Here is a 22086-nt window from a genome sequence, read left to right on the forward strand (position 1 = left end):
CCCTCACTCCCCCTCACCAGACCGGGCAATCACCCGCTTCAGCACCTCCGCCAGCCGCACACCCGCCGTCACCACCTGCTGGCGGGAAAGGGACCTCGCATCCCGGATGTAGGCATCCATCATCGGCGTGGTCATGGTGACCATCAGCACATCCTCCGGCTTGCCGCGACCGGGATTGGGCTGCGGACTGACTGTGGCGATTCGCCGCAGCAAATCGGGCGAATACACGTGCCGGGCAGCTAGGGCATGCCCCTCACTCAGCCACGCCTCTGGCTCCAGGGTTTGGGCAGAAACCTGCGCACGCTCCCACAGCGCTACATCCACATTCAACGGGAAAAGACGCTGCTCTATGTCCACCACACCGTTTTTTGCATCATTCCAAAGGCTGTCCCAGAAGAAGTGTAGCACATCCGCCTCCAATGCCGGATTCGCCCGCCTGATGCCCAAAATCAGCACCCGGTTGGCTCCGCGATCCCCAGTCTCCAGCTTCCCCGGCACAAAGAGCTGCGCACAGTGGCAGGGCTGGTGCATATCTCCCACCAGGTGGAAGAGCCAGCAGAGATCCACCGCCTTGTCCTTGGCTGCCACAGCAGGATCCCCCAGTTCGTGGATCACACGTTTCAGCGTGTGGATGGAATTGAATCCCTGCTTCGGCTCGGCCATGCCCGGCTGCCATTCCAGCAGCGGCATATCCACCTTTCCTTTCATCTGCTCACCCGCCTGCGCATCGGGGAAAACCGGCAGGTCGGTGTAATGCCAGCCGCTGTGGTGGTAAGTAGCATTGATCTCCGTGGAATTCGGGTAGCCCTCACGGTTGCGGATGAGATCTGACCAAATCGAAGCTTGGCCAAAGAACCATTTCGCCCGCAGCTCAGGCGCGAGGTCCCCCTGCCCCAGCTCCACCTTCATCGGCTCCTCAAAAAGCTCCATCTTCGTCGGATGCGCCTCCATCTGTCGCATCACCCACGCTCGTTCAGCCGGGCTCAGCCTTTCATAGGCCACCAGAGCGATGGCCTTGTGCCCGCCATCCCACCACGAAAAGGCGGGGCTCAGCAGGCCAAAACAGGCAAACGCTACGGTCCACGCCAGGCTCCCACGGAGCCTCCAACCACAAAGGAAATTTTTCATCAGATTAGATCTCAGGAACCGAATAAGTGATGGCTCTCCAGCACCCTGCCATCATGAAAATGTGCCGTTTTTGTCGGGTAGTCTCCGTCCATGCCATTTCAGCATGACACCCATCACCAATCTCTATTTCCGTTACCACATTCCACCTCCATTTTAGCGAGCATTCTTTCATGAGCCAGCTCGTCAAATCCATTCCCGCCTTGATCCTGGCTCTCGCAGGCTTCAGCACCTTCACTTTCGCAGGCGACATACCGCCTGTCCAGGTGCTGGTTCCAGAAAAAAGCCCCTTCGAATTTAACTTTCAGGCGAGATTGCGCGGTGAATGGCGGCAGAATGTGTACGACTTTAATGACAGCACGGATTCCCCCACCGACGACACCTGGCTGCTCCACCGCATTCGCATCGGCATGGAGTGGCAGGCCATGCCCTGGCTGAAAGTCACCGTCCAGGGACAGGACGTTCGCGAATCGTTCTCCGACCGCCCAGACGTGCCTAACCAAATGGGCGCTGAAGGCGATGATGCCTTCGATCTCCGCCTCGGCAGCCTCGAATTCGGGGACCCCAAGCACCTCTCGCTCAAGCTTGGTCGTCAAGTCCTCTCCTACGGTGATGAACGCCTCGTCGGCCCGCTGGAGTGGCTGAACTTCAGCCGCACCTTCGATGCCGTGAAACTTCACTACCAGGAAAAAGACTGGTGGCTGGATGCCTTCACCTCCAGCGTCGTTCGCATCCACGAATCCCATTTTAACACCTCCGACTGGCTGGATGGTGAAAACACCCGCGACCAGTTCTTCAGCGGCCTTTACTTCAGCACCACAGTCATCCCGGTCCAGACCACGGATCTCTACGCCTTCCACCTGCATGAGGAAGGGCTGGCTGGCGGCACCGATTTCGTCACCCTCGGCACCCGATTCAAAGGGGATCCTCTGAAACTCGCCGGCTGGGACTACACCGTCGAAATCGTCGGTCAGGCGGGCCAATTGCGGGGGCAGGATCTCCGCGCCTTTGCCACCCATCTGGAGGCAGGCTACAACTGGCTGCAAACCACCTGGAAACCTCGTCTCGCCCTGGAGTACAGCTATGGCAGCGGGGATGGTGATGCCACGGACGGCCAGTCCCACACGTTTCAAAACCTCTTCCCCACCAACCATCCGCCCTATGGGTTCATGGACACCATGTCCTGGCAGAACATGCACAACATCGTCCTCCGCCTTGCCGCCCAGCCCCATCCCAAGCTGAAGACCACGCTCGATCTTCACGGCTTCTGGCTAGACGATACCAGCGATGCCTGGTACCGCGCCAACGGCACCACTGCGGTGCGCCCCATCAGCAGTTCCGCCAGCAACCAGGCCGGAGCCGAATTGGACTTCACCATGAGTTCCAAACTCACCAAGCACCTGGATGTGCTCGTCGGTTACAGCCACTTTTTCGCAGGCCGTTACCTGGATGACACGGGCACCGGCGACGATGCCGATTTTGCCTATCTCATGGTCACCCTCAATTACTGACCACTAACCTTGCCCAGCCTGTATCACCAGCCACATCCTGCCCCGCCCATCTCATGAACAACCTCCATCTCGCAGTCCAGTTCTTCCTTCAGATTGCCGTCATCCTGCTAGCATGCCGCATTGTCGGCATGATCGCCGCCCGCTTCGGCCAGCCCCAGGTGGTGGCAGAAATGATCACTGGTGTCATGCTCGGTCCCTCCCTGTTTGGAGTGCTGGCCCCCGAATGGCAAAAATGGCTCTTCCCCTGGGATGCCCAGCAGATGACACGTGACACCTCCTGCTACCTGTTCCCCGCCTCCCAGCTCGGCCTGGCCCTCTACATGTTCATCGTCGGCATGGAGTTCCGGGTGGATATCGTCCGCAAAAGGCTGAAGAGCTCCATTGCTGTCTCACTCGCCGGCATGATCACCCCCTTTTTGTTAGGCGCATGCCTGGCATGGGTGCTGTTTCACTACACGGAACTCTTCCCGGAAAAGACTTCTCTGCGCGAGGCCATGCTGTTTCTGGGGGCCTCCATGTGCATCACCGCATTCCCCATGCTCGCCCGTATCATCCACTTCAAAGGACTGGCCGGCACCACCATGGGCACCGTTGCCATCGGGGCTGGAGCCATTGACGATGCCATGGCCTGGATCCTCCTCGCTGTGGTGCTTGCCAGCTTTGAAGGTAACGCCGCCAACGCCCTCTACAACATTGGCGGGGCCATCGGCTACGTGGTTGTCACTCTTGCCATCATACGTCCCCTGCTTGCACGCACTTCCGGCTTCATGGTCAAAGATGGCAAGCTCACCGATGGCGGCCTCGTCGTCGGCATTGCCATGATGTCCCTCGGAGCCTGGTTCACCGACAAAATCGGTCTGCACGCCGTCTTCGGTGCCTTCATCATGGGTGCCGCCATGCCTCGTGGCATCATGGTGCGGGATCTCATGGCCCGCATCCAGCCCCTGGCCGTCGCCCTGCTTCTCCCTCTCTTCTTCACCTACTCCGGTTTGAACACCAAGATCGGCCTCATCAATTCCTGGTTCCTCTGGGGCATGTGCGCCGCTGTTCTCGCCGCCGCCGTGTTAGGCAAGTGGGCCGCCTGCACCCTGGCTGCACGTGCCACGGGCATCTCCGGCCGCGAGGCCATGGGCATCGGCATCCTCATGAATGCACGCGGCCTCATGGAGCTCATCATCATCAACATCGGCCTTCAGCGCGGTATCATCTCCGAAGGCCTTTTTGCCACCCTCGTCATCATGGCCATCGTCACTACCCTCATGGCCTCCCCCATCTTTGAATACTTCGTCGGCAGCGGCACCCACAAGCCTGAAGCCGAAGATACCGAGAGCCTCCCGGCCGCCATGTGATGAATTCTCCGGTCAAATAAGCAGGTTGTGCCGAAGGGTTTCCCAGATCGCTTCAGGGAAGCCCTTCATGCCATTCCAGTCCCGCAGGCAGATCAAAGCCCGCATACTCAAGGTGGAGCACCCGACGGTGCCGCCCGCTCACAGATCGGCCCGAAGCATGCAGCAGCAAGGGCCGCATCAAAAGCGCGCCGCCCGCCCTCACCACGCAGGTCACCTCCGGCACCCGCTCACGCCATTCACCGATCCCCTCGGGCGATAGCCGTCCCTGTGCATGGGAACCGGGCAGCACCCGCAGTGCCCCGTTGGATTCATCCGCATCATCCAGATGCAGCCGCACCGTGATCATCTGCTGCAGCCATTCCGCCGGAGGCTGCACATGCGGCACGCCTTCCTTAACACTCCAGGGGCCAAACCCCGGCACCTCGCATCGTGCGCGCACCGCCAAGGTCAGATCCTGATGCCAGGCCACCAGCCAATTAGCTTCGGCTGACTTGTCGAAAAAGATCCCTCGCACAGGTAACGCATGCCCCTTCAAAAAAGGTTTCACCAGCGCCATCAATGCCTCCGAACGAGCCAGGGCATTCACTTCCGGCAAGGTAAGCATCCCCCGCCTCCCGGCACCCGTGGCAGACCCTAGGCAGGCCAGCAAAGACCTCTGCTGCGGCTCATCCAGGACTGCCTCGCGAAAGGCGAAACCATCCCGCTCCACTTCGCGGGCGGCCTGATCAGGGGAACGCATCATACCCCATGTCATCCACAGCCCAGCCCCTTTGGCAAATGCGATTCCAGCCCGCCTCGCTCCCGCTTCTCTGGAAAGCTTGCCTCCACTTCACAGGCATAAAAAAACGCTGACCAGTTTCCTGGTCAGCGTTGTGAGAATCAAATCTCTTCCGTTTAAGAAGCGGCTTTTGCCGGGGCGGCCGGAGCCGGCGTGGCTGGCTGCGCAGGGGCAGGCACTGGGGCCGGGCTTGGCGCGGGAGCCGGAGCTGGCACAGGGGGTGCAGGCTTCACCTCGATCTTCGGGGCCTCAGGAGCTGGCACTGCGGGAGTGGCAGGGACGGCAGGCACCTCGATTTTCGGTGTCACAGGCATTGCGGGGGCAGGTGCTGGCGTCACCTGGATCTGTGGCGCGGCAGGGGCAGCCGGGGCCGAGGGTGTCACCTGGATCTGCGGGGCAGCACCGGCAGGCATCAGCGTCGGGTTCAGCGTGGTGGAGTCCAGCTTGAGCTGGGGCGCACCCGGCATCGGCGTCGTAGGTGCTTCCACCTTCGGTTTCGGCGGCCCGTCCACTTCCTTGGTCGGAAGCTTGGCCGAGATCCATTTCAGACGACCTGTGCTCTGGTCCAGAAACGCCGGGTCAGCCGAAATGAACTTCGCAGGCACTGCCTCATAGGCCGCTTTCGCCTCTTCTTCTTTGCCAGAAGCCCAGAGGAGGTCACCCAGGCGGAGTTGAGCCAGGGCCGCCACATCACTGCTGGCGAATTCCTTGATGACCCGCTCAAACACAGGCTTAGCATCTTCCGCCTTGCCCAGCGTCTCAAGCTTCGTCGCCAGGGCCAGAAGCGTCTCTGGCAGCAGTGGGTGATCGGAATGCTTGGTGGTGAAGTCGCGCAGGGCTGCCACGGAGGCTTCCTTCTTGTCCTGGATCCACAGCAGGTCGGCCTTCAGCAGCAGGGCATTGCCCGCAGCCAGAGTGCTGGGAAAGTCACTCATGACTTTGTCACAGTCTTCCACGGTTTTGGCCGCAGAAAATGCCTCACCAGCGGCCACTGCATTGGCCTGACGGGTGTAACTGATCACGCCATAGACGACCGCCCCCAGGGCAATCGCAGCAAACAGCACAACGAGTTTTTTGAAGTTTGCTTCGAGGAACTGCTCCATAGGCGAGGATGGAACCATCGTATCGAGGACAGGTGCGGGGGAGGCAGGAGGAGTCGCTTTGGACATGGGCCGTTTTTTTCTAAAGGAATGCTGAGACGAATTAAGCGCCCACCTTGGCACGGGCCTCATCCGCCAGCGCGGTGGAGAGGTAGCGCTCGCCAGTGGAGCAGGCGACGGTCACGATGAGTTTGCCCGCATTTTCGGGACGCTTGGCGACCTGGATGGCAGCCACCACGTTGGCACCGGTGCTGATGCCGACGAGCATGCCTTCTTCCTTGGCCAGACGACGGGCCATCGCGAAAGCTTCGTCGTTGCTCACCTTGATGCACTCCACGATCTGCGCGTTACCAGCGCTGTCCTTCAGGTGAAGGTTTTTCGGCACAAAGCCAGCGCCCGTGCCCTGAATTTTGTGCGGGCCCGGCTGCACAGGTTCGCCAGCGAGGGTCTGGTTGATCACCGGAGAAGCCTCAGGCTCCACTGCGATGGCCTGGAAGCTTGGCTTGCGTGGCTTGATCACTTCGCAGGTGCCCGTGATGGTTCCACCTGTGCCGACAGCCGCCACAAAGATGTCCACCTTGCCGTCCGTATCCGCCCAGATTTCTTCGGCGGTCGTTTTCATGTGGATGGCCGGGTTGGCCGGGTTTTCGAACTGCTGGGGGATCCAGGCATTCGGCGTCTCTTTCAGAAGCTCTTCCGCCTTGGCGATCGCACCCTTCATGCCCTGAGGGCCAGGGGTCAGCACGAGGTCGGCACCCAGGAGGGCCAGCAAAGTGCGGCGCTCCATGCTCATGGTTTCGGGCATCGTCAGGATCAGCTTGTAACCTTTAGCGGCCGCCACGAAGGCCAGGGCGATGCCCGTGTTGCCACTGGTCGGCTCGATGATGACGGTGTCCTTGGTCAGAATGCCACGGGCCTCAGCGTCCTCGATCATGGCCATCCCGATACGGTCCTTCACACTGCCCAGCGGGTTAAAAAACTCGCACTTCAGAGCGATGGTGGCATCCAGGCCGGCCGTCACTTTGTTCAGTTTGACCAGCGGTGTCTTGCCGACGGTTTCGACGATGTTGTTGTAGATATGGCCCATGGCGGCTGCAGGGTTGGGGAGTTTGAAAGGCAATGCCTGGGGCCAAATGACAGCCCTAGACGGTGAGGGTGCAGTTTATAGGAGTGCCCCGGCAGGCTTGCAAAGGAAAAAACCGCCCCGGAGCGCCACCTCAGGGAGACTCCAGCCGCATCTGACCCGACAAAACCGGAGTGCTGGCAGCAGGTTGGGACACCGTTTCGGGCAGTCCGGGAAGTAGGAAAAAACCATACCCTCGCCGGCCTTCCGCATCGGTGTAGATCAGCCCCTCATACGTCCCTTTTCTCTGAACAGGAGCCGAACTGCCCGGAGGCCCCTCATCCACCAAGAGAAAGGTGCCGCTCAACTGCCCTGTTTTGGCATTCAGCTTCAGTGTCACCCGCCCGGGATTTTTCTCCGCGCCCGCCTTGGGCAGCAGCATCTGATGGAATGGGGTGATTTGGAAGGCCATGTCTGGCCGGGTCGAGGACGACTCGATGCCCGCCCCGGTAAACCGCAACCAGGCATTGTCCGGCGAATCCGCCAGTCCCAGCACAATGTTAGGACTCGTTGGCGGTAGGTACCTCTGGCCCACGGCATCCAGGTTCAATGGACCAAACCCTCTTGGGTAGGTCCGCCCAGTGCCCGCAGGCCGGGACCAGGTCACTTCGCCGTCTATCGTGTTGTCCTGGTCATCTTGATGATTGGCACCTTTTTTGATCTGCAAAGTGCCCACCAGGGATCCTTTGAGCGGCGTCTTATACATCGTCTGGAAAACCAGGATCTGCCCCTGCGGCCCTAGGAATGTGCTGCCCAAAAGGGCTTCCCCATCTCCCGTCTTGCCAGCCAGCTTCAGCGACCCAGCCTTGGCGACGGTAACGGCGGCAAATCCTCTCCCCACAGGAATGTCTTCCCCCGCCTCGCCGGTCAGGCCCAAATTGTAAAGGCCATCGAAGGCATCCGCTGGGTCACGCACACTCCAGGTGCTCTTCCAGCCTTCAAAAACCACCGGCGCGCTACCATCCGTGAGAGTGGCGGCCATCAGGCAAGTCTCTGGGTCCAGAACGAAGCTCAATTCCAGGGGGGACAATGGCGCAGGCTGCGAAACCGTGATCGCTCCAGCAGGTCGGCTGCCTGGTGCCGAAGACATCGAAAGCAGGCCGCCTTTGAAGCTGATCGGCTTCCGGCCTCCCAAAGTCAATTTCCCGCTGAAGCTGCCGGTGGAGGTGGTCACCAGATCCAAACGCCCGCCCAGGTCATCGTTAAAAGCATGTCGTGGGAGGGGTGCGACAAAGGTGCCAATGCTGCCAGCAGGCAGCGGACTAACCAAAAGCGCGACATTCACCACATCGCTCCCAAGCAAGTTTTTCGCCGTGATCTTCACCGCATAGGGTGTCGATTTCGAGGCCGTCACCCGCCCGGAAATAATGCCCGTAAGCGGATCTATCTTGAGCCCCGCCGGCAACCCCGTGGCCGCAAATGACGCTGGTGACCGATGCTCATCCGCACTCATCGGAACTTCGAATTCATAGTCTTCTCCCACGATCGAAGGCGGCAGTGCATCTCCAGACTGGAGGGGAGTGACGTCAGGCGCACCATTGATGACCCGCAGATCATGCGTCCCCGCGTCCAGCTCGCCCCCAGGCCCGAAGACCTTGCAGACGTAAAGCCCCGCATCCTCCAGCTCGGCATCTGTGAGCGATATCTTTTTCGCATCGCTGGAGATCACCCGTCGCGGATTCTCTGACAGCTCGCCGCCATCATCGGTCCAGACCAGCGAAAGGCCCTCGCCCGCAGTCTTGAAGGACCAGGAGGTGTTGCCGCCCTCGGTGACCAAGATGGTTTTGCCGGGATTCTCCGCCACGCCTACCTTCGCCACCAGACTGGTCCGGGGCTCGGCTGAGCTCACCACCACGGTATAATTACCTGCCTGGGCCAGTTGCACGGCTGGCAATCGCAGCTCTGCCTGCGTCGCCCCCGCAACCGTCTTCCCGTCTTTCCTCCACTGGTAGCGAAGCGGCGGTTTCCCCAGCGCTTGGACGCCCAGCACCACCTCCGTTCCCACGACTGCCAACTGATGCTCCGGCTGTACCAGAATCTCCGGCAGCCCGCCAATCACACTCACTGTCGCCCCTTGCGATTCAAACAGCCGCACCGGATTCGTCACCCACACATGATACAGACCTGCATCGGCTGCCGTCACATCGGTCAAAGTCAGCGTCGCCCCGGTTTCTCCCGGTAGCGGCTGCCCAGCCTTCACCCATTGGTAGGTGATCGGCTTCGAGCCCGTGACCTCCACCTCCAGGGTGACATCCTCCGTCTCGCTCACCTTTTTCGACAACGGATGCTGAATGAACGTGATGCCCACCACCGACACCTGGATGGAGACCGTGCCCACCATCGACGTCAGTTCCCCATCGCTCACGGCAAAGGTAAAGCTATCTGTCCCGGCATAGCCCTGATCGGCTGTGTAAACCAACCCCGGCGCAGTACCTGTCAGGGAGCCATGCGCGGGCGGGGTGACAATGCTGAACTGCAGACCTGGCGTTTCCACATCCTGACCAGCAAGCGTGATGGCCAGAGGCAGGTAGTCCAGCGTGCTCAAGGCCTGCCCCACTGCCACCGGGCGGTCATTCACCGCATTCACCGTCAGCGTCACCGTAGCGATGTTGGAGTCCGCCAGCCCATCGTTCACCTTGAAGGAAAAACTGTCCCCGCCAAAGTAATGCGCCGTCGGCGTGTAGCTGAAGGCCCCCGTGTTCGGATTGAGCAAAAGCGCCCCATGCTCCGGCCCCGTGACCACGGCATAGGCCAGCGGCGTGTTTTCCACATCTGTTGCCGCGGCCGTTCCTGTGATCGTCATGTCCTCATCCAGAGTGAAGGCAGCCCCTGACGCGACAGGCAACGTATTAAACGCCGTGATCTCCATCGTCACCTCCGCTGGTAAAAAGGCGTCATTGCCCGCCTGGGCTGCCCGGACGACCACCACTCCTACTTGGGTAAAGCTCAACTGACTACCATTCAAAGTCCCAGGACCGCTGACGACCGCAAATTCGACTGGCGTGAGCCCCCTGCTCGACGATGCCTGCAAAGCGACGGTGGAAGCAAAGGACGACTGCGTGGGTACCTGCCCGCCAAACGAAATCACTTGTTCCCCCTTCACCACCGTGAACGTGCGGCTCACAGGGTCCGCTGCCGCAAGGCCGTTGCCACCGCCCGCCTGGTTCGCCTGGATCGTCACCGTGCCCGCCGCATGGAAGGTCACCGTGTTTCCATTCAGCGAGGCGATATCAGCCCCTTCCGTGATGGCATAGCTCACAGGCAAGCCGCTGCTCGCCGTGGCACCTAGGACCAACGGCGTCCCACAGGTCTGCTCCGCAATGGTCTGGAAAGTGATGTCCTGGGTAGTGATGGAAAACTGCGTCGGAAGCGCCGCATTCCAAGCCGTTTCATCCCCGCGCTGCCAGGCCATCACCACCGTCGTGCTACCCACGGCCCCGGTATGGGTAAAAAGGTCTCCCGCGATGCTGCCACTGCCGGAAACAATCTCCAGCTCCACCGGCAGCCCGCTGCTGGCCAAAATGCGCCCCGAACGGAAACCTGTTGGCAAAGGCAGGATATTCTGCGGCTGCAAAGCCGGCAGAATCGGAGCCTGCACAAAGGCCGAACGTCCCCCTCCGGAAGTCAGCCGGAAAGAGCCTGAATAACCCGCCGTCCAAATCGAGCCATCGGCACGCATGGCTACCAGATGAACATTGCCAGCCTGTACGGCCACCCATCCCGTGCTGTTACCCACCCTGCGCGGAGATGAAATGGAACCGTCTATGGCCACCCCTTGCTGGTAAGTCGAGTTGTTACCCCATGTCCAGAGCGAGCCGTCCTGTTTCAGGGCTGCCGTCCAAGTCGTATTGCAGGTCACCTGTCTCCAATCATTGTCGGTCCCCACACGGACCGGCACACTCCGGCTGGTGGTATTTCCCAGGCCGAGCTGTCCGCTCGAATTTGTGCCCCAGGCCCAAAGGCTACCATCCGTCTTGATGGCAAAAGAAGACGATGTCGTCGTGGCGATTTGCGCCCAGTCCTTGCCTGTTCCCACCTGGGTAAAAGAAGTCCGCGTGGTGAAGTCTTCCAGGCCGAGCTGCCCCACGTTGTTCGTTCCTGTAGCCCAGAGTGACCCATCTTCTTTCAAGGCAAGAGAATAGAAGCTGCTGGCAGAAAGCTGCGCCCAGTTCGTCTCGCTCCCCACCTGCACAGGACTGGTTCGACTCACCGTTCCTCCATCGCCAAATTCACCCGCAGTGTTTGTGCCCCAGGCCCACAACGTCCCATCACTCCGAATCGCCATCGAATGAGAATTTCCAAGGGAGAGTTTTCGCCACGTACTGCCTAAAGCCACCGGAAGGGGGAGATATCGGACTGTCGTTGTTCCATCGCCGATCTGGCCACCCGAGTTAAATCCCCACATCCACAGCGAACCATTTTGCTGAATTCCACCCGAGTGAAATTGTCCAGTCTGGACAGTCTGCCAGGTGGACACAGCTCCAATGCGGATCAGATCTTGGGGATTGATGCTATTGTTGCCCATCTGGCCCGTAGAAGAAGAGCCAAATCCCCACAATGAACCGTCTGTTTTCGTCAGAAGCGTATTGGTGTTTCTAGAACTGAAATCGGCCCAAGCCATGGGACCTATGGCACGAACAAGCTGACGTGAACTTTTGCCCACATACCCGAGACCATCCCCCCAGCCCACAAAAGTGCCATCTGCCAGTAGTGCCCCTCCGCTTGTAGGCCCTGCCTCAATGAACCTCCAGTCGTCACCCAAGACATTGATCTTTACCGGGGCTAGTTGATTGACCTGATTGCCGTTGCCAATCTGCGCTTCACTGTTACGCCCCCAGGCCCACGCGGAACCATCGCGCCTGACTCCAGCGCTGTGATTGGTAGACGCATCTACCTCCACCCAATCAGTCGCCGTGCCGACCTGGTTGGGGGTGCTTGTCGCGGTGGTGCTTCCGCTGCCTAACTGTCCGTTTCCACTGAATCCCCAACTCCAAAGAGTGCCATCCCTACGAAGCGCCAAGCTGTGAACACCTCCGCCTGCGGCCTTCCACCAATTCGTCGCGCTGCCTATTTGGACGGGGCTTGTCGAACTGACTAGACTCCCCGTCCCTAATTGGCCGTTCGTTCCTAGCCCCCAGGCCCACAAAGTTCCGTCTTTCTTAACGGCGAGGCAATGGCTTGAACCCGAGGATACAGACTGCCAATCCGATAGCGACCCGACTTGCGTTGGAATAGTGCGACTGCCCGTGCTGCCGATACCCAATTCCCCCGAAATGTTCCCGCCCCAAGCCCACAGCGTTCCATTTGCCTTGATCGCATAGGAACAATTCGTGCCTGCCGAGATCGCAATCCACGGTCCAGGGTCAATCTGAATAGGCGTGAATTTTGAGACTGTTGTAGCGTCCCCAACTTGCCCGGATGAACTGCTACCCCATGCCCAAAGACTGCCATTAGTTTTAATCGCCAGCGAGTGGTTTCCTCCCGCACTTACCTCCGCCCAATCCGTCGCGCTACCCGTAGTTTCGGGCGTGAAACGAGTCGCAGTGCTCCCCTGTCCCAACTGACCAAACGACCCTAATCCCCAGGCCCACAAACGACCGTCCAGACCGATGGCCAGCGTGTGTGAACCTGTGTTGGCGACACTCACTTTCGCAAACCGATAAGGCTGATCAGTCAGGACAAAAGTCACGGTGACGGGTACCGCCGCCGCATACTGACCATTCCCGGGCTGGGAGATCTGAATGGTCACCGCCCCAGTGCTGCCGCCGGGTGTGACCAGCCCATCTGCATTCACCGTCGCCGGGCCTGCCAGCAGGGTGTAGGTCAAAGGCAGCCCGCTGGTGGCCACCGCAGGCAATTGGAAGGGGCCGCCACTCGTCGCCCTGGGGGAGATCTTCGCCACGGCAATCGTCTGGGCAGGCCCAGGGGCCGCCGTGGCTGTGGCCGTTAGAAAGACGATGAAGGGACCATCATCCGGGTCATTGGTGGTGATAGTGAGAGTGGCCGAATGCGCGCCTGCTCTCTGAGGATTGAACCGAACGATGAAGGGCAGGCTGTCCGTGCTGGCCAATGCCGCGCCCACCGGTGCCGAAACCAAGGCAAAGGAACCCGCATCTGCTCCTGACAAGGTGAGGCCATCCACCTCCAGAGAAGTCCCTGGCACGCTGTTAGCAAGCTTGAACACCTGATCCGCAGGATTCCCGCCCAGTTGCACATTACCCACGCTGACCGCTGGACCTCCGGTGTTCAGCACTTGATCCGCCGCATTTTTCACCACGATCTGCGGCGCAGTCCCCAGGACTTGCAGGGTAACCTGGCGGGTTAGTTGCAGATTGTTGAGCGTGTCTGTCAACAACACCTCTGCCTCATAGTTTCCCGCTGCCAAGTTAGCTGCGGATGCACTGAAGCCTACTGTAACAGTCACATTCTGACCGGCCGCCAAGGTTCCGGAGGAGGGACTCACCTGCACCCAAGGCTGGTCGGCCACCGCTGTCCACGGAACGGACTCGGCCGAAGTGTTGCTCAAATCATAAGTTTTGGAAACCGGCGTGAACGGCCCTCCTGTGAAGCCTTCTGAAGCCAGAGGCCCCTCAGGAGTCAGCGCCAGGGCAGTCGGCCACACAGCACCGCTGATGATCAGAGAATAACCTTGGGAACCAAAGGTCAGGCTACCAGTATGATCCACCGTGACGACGTACTCCCCGGCCTGGGCAGGAGCCGACACCAGCACCTGCTCCACATTGTCCACAGTGTTGATCCCTGTGGTCGCCACCGCCGTCAGTTGGGCATTCGTCCAGTCGCCCACATAGGGCATCACAAAAGGCCGGTGGGTGGCCCCGCCAGGGGCTGTCAGCCTGAGGTTCAAATCGTTGGTTAGGTCGCGTGTGCGATTGTCATGCGAAGAGGAGGACACACCCGCAGGGTCCGTCCAGCACAGCGTCACCCGGATGGGGCTGACACCATCCCAATAGAACGGATGGGTGTTGGAACCTCCCTGCGCCAGCACCTGCTCATTGATCTGCTGCATGCGCACATTGTCCGCCTCAGTCTTGATCAGATCTGCCGCCGCCTTGATGTTGATCAGCCCCCAGCCATACTCGTAGTCCGGTCCGGCCCGGCCAATGTCATTGGCGGTGTGAATGAGCAGCCCCTTTAGCGTACTGGCCTGCATGGCCTGCCCAGGGAAACGCTGCTGAAAATAATCCACCAGCAGCAGGGCGGATCCGCTCGCATTCGGGGCCGCCATGCTCGTGCCGCTCATCGACCCATAGGCACTGTCTCCCGTAGACAGGGCCGATGTCAGGCTGGCCCCATTGGCCACCACATCTGGCTTGATGCGACCGTCGTCCGCCGGGCCAGTGGAACTGAAGGCAGTGAGTGTTCCATTGGCCGCATTCCGCAGGCCTGCACTCACCGCATCATTCGCCGCCCCGATGGTGATGACGTTTTTGCAGGTCTTCTCATTGTCCAGCACGTCGTAACCTGCCTTATAGGCACCATCACTTGCCGGATGCTGGGCCGGATCATAGGTGCGGATCGCCCCCCCTGACGATTGAGTCCAGTTGCCACCGGTCGCAGGCGGGTCGTCATTTCGGTCATTGCCGGATGACATGAAGGAAAGGAAGTACGGCAAATTATACAGCAATCCGTCCAGGGCCACGCTGGTGGAATCATATCGGCCAAATCTCGTCTCCACATCATTCGCCGGATTGCCATCATCGGTAAACAGCCCGTACCAAGTGGCCGTTTCAGGCCGCCAGCCGCTGATGAAACCATAGGAGTGGTTCGAAATGTAAATCTTCCCCGCTTCCCCGGGTGCCGCAGCTCCCGCCGCCACCATCTCGGAATTGTCATTGGTCGAGTCGTAGGCATCAATGACCGCCCCTGGGGCCATCCCGAGAGAGGTGGCTGAAGCCCCACGCGCCAGCATGGTGCCCGCCACGTGGCTGGCATGATCTGAAAGGGTCGTGCTGCCGTCCTTGATCGTGATCCGCACTCCTGGGCCGAACTCTTGGTGGCTCGTCCGTGGAATTCCCCCCGCCTCCCAAAGCCCCATTTTGAGGCCGCTGCCCGTCACATTAAACGGAGCCGTGGAGCGCACCAAGTTGGCCCCAGAGCTGATGGCGGCATTCACATTGTGGTCCGCACGGTAAAGCGGCCTATCGCCCTCAAATCCCACCAAGATCGCCTTCGTCCCGCCCGGTTCGTGGACAATCATCGGGAAACCCAGCCGTTCCGCCTTGAGGCGAGTGGCCTCCATCTCGGTGTCTTCGATCTGCCGCAACTGTTTGACCAACTGCTCTCTTTTGGCCGGGTCCGTGAGGTCAATCTTCTGGGACAGCAAAGCCGCTGCCGGGGAAAGGCCGATCTGCGGTTCAGTCACCGCCTGTGGTTGCGGACTCTCCACTCGCACCTTCACGTCATCGGCCAATGGCGGCTGTATCACACTGCCAGCCGCCGCCGTTTCCGTGATGCTTTTGGATAACGGCACGCGTTCATCCCCAGATTCCTGCTGGGCTGATGGCTCTGCCTTACTTGCTGCCAGTGCAGACGCTGCCTCTTTGCTGATTTTGGAAGGAAAACCTCCAGACCACTTCAGGCCAGCCAGGATCATGACAAGAGCCACCGGCAGTAGGAGAAGGCGCGACTGAATTTTCACGCCACGTTTTTATGAACCCCCTAATTCAAAAACAAGGCAAAACACCCAAGATGCTAAAGAAAATACCGATTAACCAAAATCCACTCATCACCCAAAAAAAGGACAGGCCCCAAAAGGCCTGTCCTCACAAAATCACCCTTAATCGGGCTCGGTCGCTAATTAATGCTGGCCGCAGAACTCTTCAAAGCGGTCCATGCCCGCATTGATGACGTCCAGGCCCGTGGCATAGCTGAAGCGCACGGTGTATTCAGCACCGAAGGCGACGCCAGGAACGGCGGCGACTTTGCCTTTGCTCAGCAGCTTCTCGCAGAAGTTCACGGACTTGATGCCGATCGGCTCGATGCCGACGAGGAAGTAGAACGCGCCCTGAGGCTCGATCACCTTGACGTTCTTGATCGCCTGCAGGCGGCTCAGCATATACTGGCGGCGCACATCGAACTCATCGCGCATGTCTGCCACGATCTGCTGGTCACCCTGAAGGGCCGCAATCGCACCATACTGGGCAAACGAGGTCGGGTTGCTGGTGGTGTGGCTCTGGATCGTGTCGATCGCGTCAGCGATTTTCTTTGGTGCAGCCGTGTAGCCCAGGCGCCAGCCCGTCATCGCGTAGGCTTTGGAGAAGCCGTTGATCGTGATGGTGTGGTCGAAGATGTCCTTGCTGATGCTGGCAATGCTGACGTGCTTGTTGTCGCCATAGACCAGCTTCTCGTAGATTTCATCGGAGAGGATGAGGATGTCTTCAGCCGTGGCGATTTCGCCTAGGGCCTGGAGCTCTTCCTTGCTGTAAACGGACCCAGTCGGGTTGCCGGGGCTGTTGATGATGATCATCTTGGTCATCGGGGACATGGCGTCCTCGAACTCTTCCGGGGTGATCTTCCAGTCGTTTTCCAGCTTGGTTTCCACCACCACCGGGATGCCGCCGACGAGCTTCACCATTTCAGGGTAGCTGGTCCAGTAAGGAGCCGGGATAATGACTTCGTCGCCAGGATTCACGCAGGCGGCGATGGCGTTGTAGCAGCTATGCTTGGCACCGCAGTTCACGCTGATCTGGGAAGGATCATACTGGATGCCGTTGTCGATCAGCAGCTTTGCCGCCAGGGCTTCACGCAGTTCGATCAGGCCGGAGCTTTCCGTGTAGCGGGTCTTGCCGGTGTTCAGCGCCTCGATGGCCGCAGCGGTGATGTGGGCGGGGGTGTCAAAGTCAGGCTCACCCGCACCAAAGCTCAATACGTCCACACCCTGCTTCTTCAGTGCCTTCGCCTGGCTGGTGATGGCTAAGGTCATGGAGGGCGAAAGTTCGGCGATGTTTTTGGCGATGAAGTCCATAATGGGAAAAGGTGCGGATCTAAGTGGTTGTGCAGGGGGGCCCCTCGGGAAGGGCTGGCTAAAAAGGAGCGGCGAGCGGGTTTGTCAACGCTGGGGGTGGCGAAGACGGCATCACTTGTAGCCAGTTTTCTGGCCACTGACGAGGCAAAAAGCCATTGAAAAGTTTCTTCCCCCTTCCGCAGGCACCAGTCGGTGCTTCAATACGTCGCCCGTCCCCCGGAAAGATCGAAGACTGCCCCCGTCGTAAACGAGCACTCCTCCGAGCACAGCCAGGCCACCAGGGCTGCCGCCTCATGTTTCTGCCCAAAGCGGCCCATTGGGATCTTGGAAAGCATGTAGTCAATGTGCGCCTGGGTCATCTGCAGTAGAATGTCCGTCTCGATCACTGCCGGTGTAATGCAGTTGACCAGGATGTTCGAAGTCGCCAATTCCTTGCCCAGGCTCTTCGTCAGGGCAATCACCCCGGCCTTTGAGGCACTGTAGTGCGCTGCGTTCGGATTCCCCTCCTTACCCGCCACCGAGGCCACATTGACGATTCGGCCGTAGCCATTTGCCAGCAGGTGCGGAATGACGGCCCGGCAGCACAAAAACGACCCCGTAAGATTGATATCCATCACACGCCGCCAGTCCTCCGGCCTCAGTTCCCAGGTCTTCGCATTGTTCCCCGCGATGCCTGCATTGTTGACCAGAAGATCTATCTTGCCCAGGGCATCCAACGTTTTTTGGGCCGCCGCTTCCGTGGACTCCGCACTGGTCACATCCACCTGGGCCGTGGCCACCTCTCCGAGTGGGGACAGCACCGCCTGTGCCTGCCCCAGAGCCTCCGCATCCACATCCCAGAGGCAGACCGAGGCCCCCGACTGTAGCAGACGTTCTGCGATGGCGTAGCCGATGCCTCGGGCGCTGCCGGTGACGATGGCCTTGCGGCCAGAAAGTGGGAGAGCATTCATGGAGAGCATCTCACTACGGCCCCCGGCAAGATTTTCTTCAGGGTGATCCAATCGCCCCAGCATTATCGATCACCGAAAATGATCTCAGAGTCGGCCCTCATCGTGCGAATCACCCAAAGAACCTCGGCAGCCTGTTTAGCGGTTCGCCGGAACAATCCGCCCTTGTGCTAAAGCAGATGCTATCCTAATCAGCAGGCCAAGCTCCTTTCCCCTTTCATTCCCGTGTCTTCGTCGGCGATCCCAGCACGCAAAACCCCGGGCCCTCTGACCCGAGCTGAGTTCGTCCAACAGGCCGCAGCGATCCAGGCCACACCGGACCCGGCACTCACCCCGATCAAGGTGGCCATCCTGTCCACCTTCACCGTGGACCTCATGAAACCCTGCCTCATCGTTGAAGGCGCAGCCCAAGGGTTTTTGCTGGACCTTTGGTTAGGCCCCTTCGGCCAGATCGAGCAGCAGGTCTTTGATCCCGGCAGCCAGCTCTATCAGGCCAGCCCTCAGACGGTGCTCCTCATTGCCCGGCTTGAAGACTGGGCCCCTGATGTGGCGTATCGTTTTGTCAGCTTGTCGGCCGAAGCACTCGCTGAAGCCAAAACCCGGCTCATTTCCCGGTTTCAACAGGTCCTGGAGCAAATCCGGCAAAAGACTCAGGCCACGGTTTTGGTCGCCAATTTCCCTGCCCTGCCCTGGCTGGCCGCCGGCTTGGCAGATCCTTCCCTCCCCACGTCCCAATCCAGCTTCATCCAGCAACTCAATGAGGCCCTGGCCGAAGTCTGCGCCCGCCTGCCCGGCACTGCCATTCTAGATACGGCCCGCGTCGCGGCCGAGGTGGGCCTGCGCCATTGGAGCGATGAACGCATGACCTACCTGGCCAAGGCCCCCCTCAGCCTGGAGGCCATGAGCTCCCTGTCAGCCGCCTTTGCCCGCAGGCTCCGCTCTCTCACCGTCACTCCCAAAAAATGCTTGGTGCTGGATCTCGACAACACCCTTTGGGGAGGGGTTCTTGGCGAAGCAGGGCTCGACGGCATCGCCCTCGGCCCCGATTATCCCGGCAATGTCTTTGTGGACTTTCACAAGCGCGTGCTGGCCCTGCGTGACTGCGGCGTGCTTCTGGCTGTCGCCAGCAAAAACAATGCTGAGGATGCCATCCAGGCGCTCGACCAACATCCCGCCTCGCTGCTGCGCAGTGAACATTTCTCCGCCTTTGAAGCCCACTGGGAAGACAAGGCCACCAGCCTGCGCCGCATCGCCAGCAGCCTGAACATTGGCACCGATGCCCTCGTCTTCTTTGATGACAATCCCACCGAGCGCGAATGGGTACGTAGCCAATTGCCCGAGGTGACCGTGATCGAAGTCCCCGCCAGCCCTCTGGGTTACGCCAAGGCCCTGGCAGAATGCTGCTGCTTTGACTTCGCCGGACTCGTCCAGGAAGATCTCCAGCGCGCCGGCCTTTACCAAAAGGAGTCTCAACGACAGGAAATGCAGGCCCAGGCGGCCTCCCTGGAGGATTTCCTGGCGGGCCTCGAAATGAAGATCACCGCCGGTCTGGCCGATGAAGCCGTGCTGCCACGCATCGTTCAATTACTGGGCAAAACCAATCAGTTCAATCTGACCACACGCAGACACAGCGCAGCAGATCTTCAGACCTTGCTGGATGCCGGTTCCCAGATCCTCTGGTTCCGAGTTAAGGACAAATTTGGTGACAATGGCGTCGTCGGCGTATTGATCGCCTGCCCCACCGAAACCGAGGGCGGATGGTATCTGGACAGCTTTCTGATGAGTTGCCGGGTGATCGGGCGGCAGGTGGAAACCGCCATGCTGGCCATCCTGGAAAGACTTCTCGCCAGTCAAGGTGCGACCACCCTGACAGCCGACTTTTTCCCCACGGCGAAAAACCAGCCTGCCGCCACTTTCCTGGCAGACCATGGTTTCGAAAACAACGGCTCCCAATGGATATTATCATTGGCAAAGCCGCGTCCTCTCCCTGACTGTCTTCAACTCGAAGGCCCCTTCACTCAGTTATGACACCCGATCAGATTCAGAAACTCCACTCGGTGCTCGCCGCCATCCTTTCTCTCCCGGTGACCGAAATCACCGATGACCTCAGCCCCGACACCCAGCCTGCCTGGGACTCGGTGACTCATCTCAGCCTTGTGATGGCCGTGGAGGAAGCTTTCAACGTATCCTTCACGCCCGAAGAGACACTGGACATGACTTCGGTGAAACTTATCCGCCTTCTGCTTGAGGAAAAAGGGATCTGAGCTTTGGCATGGAAGGGTTTCTGGAGGAAAGTATCCAAGGTTCCATCTTGCATAGCGCATGAAAACGGTTCTCTGACAGGCGACACTCCCTCTCAACGGCCATGACAGCTTCAGCCTCTCCTTTGCCAAAATCCACACAGGAACTGCGGGCCATCCTGGCCTGTGACCTCTTCCGTCAGGAAGGAAAAGGCGGCAAAGGCCACTTCCTGAAGCATTTCATCAACAATCCGGGCTTTCGATATGTGGTTCTGTTCCGCCTCTGCCAGTTCTTGCGGCAGTCGGCCTGGAGCAAGTGGACCTTACACCCATTGGCCTTGCTTTGGTTTCAACGGGTGGGCCGCATCTATGGCATCCGCGTGCCACTGAGCTGCAAGGTGGGGCCAGGTTTCTTCATCGCCCACTGGGGCTGCATCTGGGTGAATCCAGGGGTGACGATTGGCAAGAACCTCACTCTCACCCACGCCGTGACCTTGGGCCGTGCCAGCCGGGGAGCCACCTGCGGCGTGCCCACCATCGGTGACAATGTCTATCTTGGCCCCGGAGCCTGCGTTTCCGGCACCATCACCATCGGCAATCACTCCCTGGTTTCCGCCAACTCCGTCGTGCTGCAGGACGTGCCGGAGAACGGCGTCGTCATCGGCGTGCCTGCCCGGCTGTTCTCTTCCAGCGGTTCCGAAGGCTACGTGACCCATACTGTTTAACTGCCCTCTCCCCACATGACCGACCGCTTTAAACAAGGAATGGTGTTTACCGATGAGGTGACGCTCTCCGCCGAACTCGTCGGCCGCTTCGCCGATTTCTCAGGAGACCATAACCCCGTCCATCTGGAGCCTGCCGCTGCACGTGGATTCGGCTATGCACGCCCCTTTGCCCATGGAGCCATCCTGACCGCCATCGTCTCCCGCATTATCGGCATGAAAGTGCCTGGTCCAGGAGCCGTCTGGATGAGCCAGAACATGGAGTGGCTGAAGCCGCTCTTCGTGGGCGAAACCGTACGGGTGGAGGCGGAGATCACGGAGGTCTCCACCGGAGCCTCGGTTTTGCACCTTGCCCTGCGTGCCTTCAATCAGCAGGGAGAAGCCGTGATGAACGGGCAGGCCAAGGTTAAGATGGCCGCCCAACTCGCAGTGGCGGAGACCAGCGACCAGGAGAAAGAAACCCGGGTCGCCCTGGTGACCGGAGGCTCCCGTGGCATCGGCGCTGCAGCAGCCCAGGCCCTGGCAGCCGCCGGTTATCATGTCGCCCTCAGCTATCACTCCAACCAGTCGGCAGCCAATGAAGTGGCCAGCAGGATCCGCGAACACGAGGTCCGTTGCCAGACCTACCCAGCCGACCTTTCAAACGAAGATGCTGCCAGCGAGCTGGTGCGCAAAGTGACCCGCGACTTTGGCCGTCTGGATGTGGTGATGCATGCCGCCAGCCAGCCGCTGAAGAGCCTTAGCGTGATGGAGCTTTCCCCGGCTGACTACCGTGACTACTGGCGTGTGCATGTGGAGGCAGCGCTGGCCCTGGTGAAGGCAGCCGTTCCAGGCATGGGCGAGCGCCGGTTTGGTCGGCTGATCTTCCTGGGCACCTCGGCCCTGTTTGGGGCGCCTCCCGCCAAAATGGCCGCCTATGTCAGTGCCAAGCAGGCCCTCTGGGGGGCCGTGCGCTGCCTGGCCCAGGAGCTGGGGCCGCAGCAGATCACGGCCAACATGATCTCCCCGGGCATGACCATCACGGAGCTGACGGACAACATCCCCGCCCGCATGAAGGAGGCGGAAGCACGCAAAGTACCACTGCGGCGGCTGGCCGTGCCGGAGGACATCGCCTCCGTGGTGGCCTTCCTGGCCAGTGATGCCTCGGCCTACCTAAACGGCCAAAACATCCCGCTAACGGGTGGCCCAACCTGAATCTCGTGCCCT

General features: G+C 59.9%; 13 protein-coding genes. 6 read left to right on the plus strand and 7 right to left on the minus strand.

Annotation, left to right across the window (positions count from 1 at the left end; all coding sequences use genetic code 11):
• Positions 1-3: 3 nt before the first annotated feature.
• Complete coding sequence (locus tag ABEB25_RS07830) at positions 4-1128, minus strand: S1/P1 nuclease (protein ID WP_345735837.1); 1125 nt, start codon at positions 1126-1128, stop codon at positions 4-6.
• Positions 1129-1298: 170 nt separating this feature from the next.
• On the opposite strand from ABEB25_RS07830, the gene ABEB25_RS07835 reads away from it, so the two are divergent.
• Positions 1299-2636 (plus strand): alginate export family protein, encoded by a 1338-nt coding sequence (locus ABEB25_RS07835; protein ID WP_345735838.1) that lies wholly within the window; start codon positions 1299-1301, stop codon positions 2634-2636.
• A gap of 53 nt (positions 2637-2689) precedes the next feature.
• The gene (locus ABEB25_RS07840; RefSeq protein WP_345735839.1) at positions 2690-3985 is read left to right on the plus strand and encodes a cation:proton antiporter; all 1296 of its coding nucleotides are present in this window, start codon (positions 2690-2692) and stop codon (positions 3983-3985) included.
• Between the two features lie 52 nt (positions 3986-4037).
• Here ABEB25_RS07840 and ABEB25_RS07845 read toward each other — a convergent pair whose 3' ends face one another.
• The 6 genes from ABEB25_RS07845 to ABEB25_RS07870 form a co-directional block, all read right to left on the minus strand.
• On the minus strand, positions 4038-4727 hold the full coding sequence (locus ABEB25_RS07845; protein ID WP_345735840.1) for a phytanoyl-CoA dioxygenase family protein: 690 nt from the start codon (positions 4725-4727) through the stop codon (positions 4038-4040).
• 152 nt (positions 4728-4879) lie between these two features.
• Positions 4880-5932 carry a tetratricopeptide repeat protein gene (locus tag ABEB25_RS07850; RefSeq protein WP_345735841.1) on the minus strand — a complete coding sequence of 351 codons (1053 nt, stop codon included), beginning with the start codon at positions 5930-5932 and terminating at the stop codon, positions 4880-4882.
• 34 nt (positions 5933-5966) lie between these two features.
• On the minus strand, positions 5967-6950 hold the full coding sequence (gene cysK, locus ABEB25_RS07855; protein WP_345735842.1) for a cysteine synthase A: 984 nt from the start codon (positions 6948-6950) through the stop codon (positions 5967-5969).
• A gap of 130 nt (positions 6951-7080) precedes the next feature.
• Positions 7081-15477 (minus strand): RCC1 domain-containing protein, encoded by an 8397-nt coding sequence (locus ABEB25_RS07860; protein WP_345735843.1) that lies wholly within the window; start codon positions 15475-15477, stop codon positions 7081-7083.
• 327 nt (positions 15478-15804) lie between these two features.
• Entirely contained in the window at positions 15805-16971 is a 1167-nt protein-coding gene (locus ABEB25_RS07865; RefSeq protein ID WP_345735844.1) for a pyridoxal phosphate-dependent aminotransferase, read from the minus strand.
• Between the two features lie 197 nt (positions 16972-17168).
• Complete coding sequence (locus tag ABEB25_RS07870; protein ID WP_345735845.1) at positions 17169-17921, minus strand: SDR family NAD(P)-dependent oxidoreductase; 753 nt, start codon at positions 17919-17921, stop codon at positions 17169-17171.
• A gap of 222 nt (positions 17922-18143) precedes the next feature.
• Here ABEB25_RS07870 and ABEB25_RS07875 point away from each other — a divergent pair, with 222 nt between their 5' ends.
• From ABEB25_RS07875 to ABEB25_RS07890, 4 genes are all read left to right on the plus strand, one after another.
• The gene (locus tag ABEB25_RS07875) at positions 18144-19946 is read left to right on the plus strand and encodes an HAD-IIIC family phosphatase (RefSeq protein ID WP_345735846.1); all 1803 of its coding nucleotides are present in this window, start codon (positions 18144-18146) and stop codon (positions 19944-19946) included.
• Complete coding sequence (locus ABEB25_RS07880; RefSeq protein WP_345735847.1) at positions 19943-20182, plus strand: acyl carrier protein; 240 nt, start codon at positions 19943-19945, stop codon at positions 20180-20182. The genes ABEB25_RS07875 and ABEB25_RS07880 overlap by 4 nt, the downstream gene beginning before the upstream one ends.
• A 101-nt stretch (positions 20183-20283) precedes the next feature.
• On the plus strand, positions 20284-20883 hold the full coding sequence (locus tag ABEB25_RS07885) for a serine O-acetyltransferase (protein ID WP_345735848.1): 600 nt from the start codon (positions 20284-20286) through the stop codon (positions 20881-20883).
• Between the two features lie 15 nt (positions 20884-20898).
• The gene (locus tag ABEB25_RS07890) at positions 20899-22074 is read left to right on the plus strand and encodes an SDR family oxidoreductase (RefSeq protein ID WP_345735849.1); all 1176 of its coding nucleotides are present in this window, start codon (positions 20899-20901) and stop codon (positions 22072-22074) included.
• The last annotated feature ends 12 nt before the right edge of the window (positions 22075-22086 follow it).

The organism is Prosthecobacter algae (genome assembly GCF_039542385.1).
Classification (GTDB): Bacteria; Verrucomicrobiota; Verrucomicrobiia; order Verrucomicrobiales; family Verrucomicrobiaceae; genus Prosthecobacter; species Prosthecobacter algae.